This is a genomic window from Microbacterium sp. Kw_RZR3 (genome assembly GCF_029222405.1).
Taxonomy (GTDB): domain Bacteria; phylum Actinomycetota; class Actinomycetes; order Actinomycetales; family Microbacteriaceae; genus Microbacterium.
In genome coordinates, this window is record NZ_JARHXC010000158.1 from 1 (window position 1) to 3,438 (window position 3,438).

Annotated in this window: 4 protein-coding genes; all 4 read right to left on the bottom strand. The window is 66.7% G+C overall.

Features of this window, described 5'->3' with window-relative positions; all coding sequences use genetic code 11:
* Positions 1-2 precede the first annotated feature (2 nt).
* Positions 3-698 (bottom strand): endonuclease/exonuclease/phosphatase family protein, encoded by a 696-nt coding sequence (locus P2P98_RS08370; protein WP_275799030.1) that lies wholly within the window; start codon positions 696-698, stop codon positions 3-5.
* A 65-nt stretch (positions 699-763) separates the two neighbouring features.
* The gene (gene truA, locus P2P98_RS08375) at positions 764-1,621 is read right to left on the bottom strand and encodes a tRNA pseudouridine(38-40) synthase TruA (protein WP_275799033.1); all 858 of its coding nucleotides are present in this window, start codon (positions 1,619-1,621) and stop codon (positions 764-766) included.
* A gap of 78 nt (positions 1,622-1,699) precedes the next feature.
* Positions 1,700-2,275, bottom strand: a complete 576-nt coding sequence (gene rplQ / locus P2P98_RS08380; RefSeq protein WP_275799036.1) for a 50S ribosomal protein L17 — start codon at positions 2,273-2,275, stop codon at positions 1,700-1,702.
* 43 nt (positions 2,276-2,318) lie between these two features.
* Positions 2,319-3,308 carry a DNA-directed RNA polymerase subunit alpha gene (locus P2P98_RS08385; RefSeq protein WP_013583989.1) on the bottom strand — a complete coding sequence of 330 codons (990 nt, stop codon included), beginning with the start codon at positions 3,306-3,308 and terminating at the stop codon, positions 2,319-2,321.
* Positions 3,309-3,438 lie beyond the last annotated feature (130 nt).

Genomic DNA, 3,438 nt, shown 5'->3' on the forward strand with positions numbered 1-3,438 from the left:
CGTCAGTCACGAACCGGGGGCGTGTGTGACGTCGACACCTCGGCGGTGATGAGGATCGGCAGGTGATCGCTCAGCCCTTGCGGCAGCGTGCGGATGTGGGCGATGTCGAAACCGACCGAGGTGGCGAAGTCGTAGTGCCCGCGGAAGAATCGATACCGCGTGTACGTCCGTGCATCACTCAAGGTGAGCTCGTACCCCTGGTCGCGCACCTTCTGTCCCAGGTTCTCCTTGAAGACCGGGTAGTTGTAGTCGCCGACCATGAGAGCGGGAAGCCCCGGCCCCAGGTTCTGCAGTTCGTTGAGGGCGGTGCGGATCTGGTGCCGCCGCAGGGAGTTCAGAGCGGTCAGCGGGGCTGCGTGGAACGATGCGACGATAACCTCGCGGCCGTCGTCGATGTCGCGCAGACGCACACCCAGCATGCGTTCCTCTGCAGGCTTCAGAACGTAGTCGTGCAGCGACTTCTTCAGCGCGATCGCACGCACCTCCACAGCCCGGAAGGTGTTCTCGCGATAGTAGACCGCCAGTCCGAGGCGATTGCGCTGGGTCGCCTCGGCGAGCCGAAGGCCTGCGATCTCGGGGGGAATGTCTCGTGTGTCGCACTCTTGAAGACACAACACGTCGACCGCGTGCTCGTCGACGAGCTTCGACAGCTCACCGGCGGCGCGGTGCTTGCGGAGGTTGTACGAGATGACCTTCATGACGGCACCAGCCTAGAGCCGCACTCTGTCTCGCAACGGGGGTTGCGGATGCACTCTTGGACGATTCATGCGCCGATGTCGTCGGCATCCCTCCGGTTTCGCGTCTGCTCGGCGCGAGAAGCCAGCAGATCGTCGGCGGGGTACCCCACCTCCGCGAGAACCAGCCCTCGGGCGGCCAGCACCTTGGTATCGGGGGTCCGGCGCCCGTCATCGCGGATGCGGACCACGTCCTCCACGTCGAGGCGCCCCTCCCCCACAGCCACGCACGCGCCCACGAGCGCACGGACCATGCTGTGGCAGAACGCGTCCGCGCGCACGTTCGCGACCAGGATGCCGTCCTCCCGGCGACTCCAGTCGTACTCCAGCAGGGTGCGGATCGTCGTGGCCTCCTCGCGAGCCTTGCAGTACGCCGCGAAGTCGTGCAGGCCGATGAGACGTTGCGCGGCGGCGTGCATGGTCTCCACGTCGAGGCGAGCCTTGACCGTGGTCGTGTGCAGGCGTTCCAGGGGCTCGTACCCCGAGTTGGCGTCCGCGACCCGATACGTGTAACGCCTCCATACCGCCGAGAAGCGCGCGTCAAAGCCCTCGGGTGCGAGCGCGGTGCGGTGCACGGTCACGTCGGGGTACGCGCCCAGAACGCCGCGCACACGGCCTGCGAGGGCGGCTACGGCGTCGTCCTCGTCGCCTTGACGGCGACGGCGCGGCAATCTCGCCTGTTGATCGTCGTCGAGATCCAGGTGCGCGACCTGCCCGGACGCGTGCACGCCGGCATCCGTCCTGCCCGCGACAACCAGACGGGGGTCGCCGCCCAGAATTCTCGCGAAGGCATCCTCGAGGGTTCCCTGCACGGTGCGCAAGCCCGGTTGTCGGGCCCACCCCCGGAAGTGCGTTCCGTCGTAGGAAATGTCGAGTCGAAGACGCACCCCTCCAGCCTACGTCGACCCGGAAACACGACGAAGCCCTCACCCCGGTGGGGTGAGGGCTTCGTAGGCGAGCGGAGCTCAGGCCTTGTTGTCGTCCGCGACGGCGTCCTCGGCGGCAGCTTCGGCAGCGGCACCCTCGTCCTGCGACTCGGCGCCGGCCTCAGCCGACTCGTCGGCAGCGGGGGTCTCGTCGACGACGGTCTCCTCGGCGACGGTCTCCTCGGCGGCGGTCTCCTCGGCCGGGGCGGCAGCAGCAGGAGTCGCGGCGGCCTTCGACGACGAGGGCTTCTTGATCACGGGCTCGAGGACGAGCTCGATGACAGCCATGGGGGCGTTGTCACCCTTGCGGTTGCCGACCTTGGTGATGCGGGTGTATCCGCCGTCACGCTCGGCCACCAGCGGCGCGATCTCGGTGAACAGGGTGTGCACGACTTCCTTGTCGCCGATCACGCTCAGCACGCGACGACGCGCGTGCAGGTCGCCACGCTTGGCGAACGTGATGAGGCGCTCAGCGAGCGGGCGAAGGCGCTTGGCCTTCGTCTCGGTCGTCTTGATGGACTTGTGCGTGTACAGCGCTGCGGCGAGGTTCGCGAGAAGCAGACGCTCGTGGGCCGGGCCGCCTCCGAGGCGGGGACCCTTCGTGGGCTTAGGCATTTCGTGTTACTCCAGTAGGAAGGTTCGGTCGGGTCTGACGGGGTCAGACGGTCTCTTCGTCGTAGCCGCCGAAGAACTGGGCACCGTCGAAGCCGGGCACCGAGTCCTTGAGCGAGAGGCCGAGCGAGACGAGCTTGTCGCGCACCTCGTCGACCGACTTCTGACCGAAGTTGCGAATGTTCATCAGCTGGGTCTCCGAGAGGGCGACCAGCTCGGACACCGTGTTGATGCCCTCGCGCTTGAGGCAGTTGTAGGAACGAACCGACAGATCGAGGTCCTCGATCGGCATCGACAGCTCGTTCGAGAGAACGGTCTCGACCGGAGCGGGGCCGATCTCGATGCCCTCGGCCTCGACGTTCAGCTCGCGGGCCAGGCCGAACAGCTCGGTGAGCGTGCGCCCGGCCGAAGCAACGGCGTCGCGCGGAGCGATCGAAGGCTTCGACTCGACGTCGAGGACGAGCTTGTCGAAGTCCGTGCGCTCGCCGGCACGGGTCGCCTCGACGCGGTAGCTGACCTTGAGAACGGGCGAGTAGATCGAGTCGATCGGGATCTGACCCGCCTCGGCGTACTCGTTGCGGTTCTGCGTGGCCGAGACGTAGCCGCGGCCGCGCTCGATGGTGAGCTCGAGCTCGAACTTCGCCGTGTCGTTCAGGGTCGCGATGACCAGATCGGGGTTGTGCACCTCCACCCCGGCCGGAGCCGAGATGTCCGCGGCCGTGACCTCGCCGGAGCCGGTCTTGCGCAGGTACGCGGTGATGGGCTCGTCACGCTCGCTCGAGACGACGAGCTGCTTGATGTTCAGGATGATCTCGGTGACGTCTTCCTTCACGCCCGGGATCGTGCTGAACTCGTGCAGGACGCCGTCGATGCGGATGCTCGTGACGGCCGCGCCGGGGATCGACGACAGCAGGCTGCGACGCAGGGCGTTGCCGATGGTGTAACCGAAGCCGGGCTCGAGGGGCTCGATGACGAAACGACTGCGGAACTCCCCGACCTTCTCCTCGGTCAGAGTGGGACGCTGTGCGATGAGCACTATGTGTTCCTTTCGATCACGTGCCCGCTATATGACACGTGTAGTGGGGTGAGGTGTTGAGTTGTACTCGCGGGATGCCGTGAGGACCGCGACCGCGGGTCCCGGCATCCGGAAGTCTGAATCGCGCGTG

What these genes read in the sequence shown, in the direction of transcription:
- P2P98_RS08370 (WP_275799030.1), bottom strand. Translation starts at nt 698, where the DNA reads ATGAAGGTCATCTCGTACAACCTCCGCAAGCACCGCGCCGCCGGTGAG.
- rplQ (WP_275799036.1), bottom strand. Translation starts at nt 2,275, where the DNA reads ATGCCTAAGCCCACGAAGGGTCCCCGCCTCGGAGGCGGCCCGGCCCAC.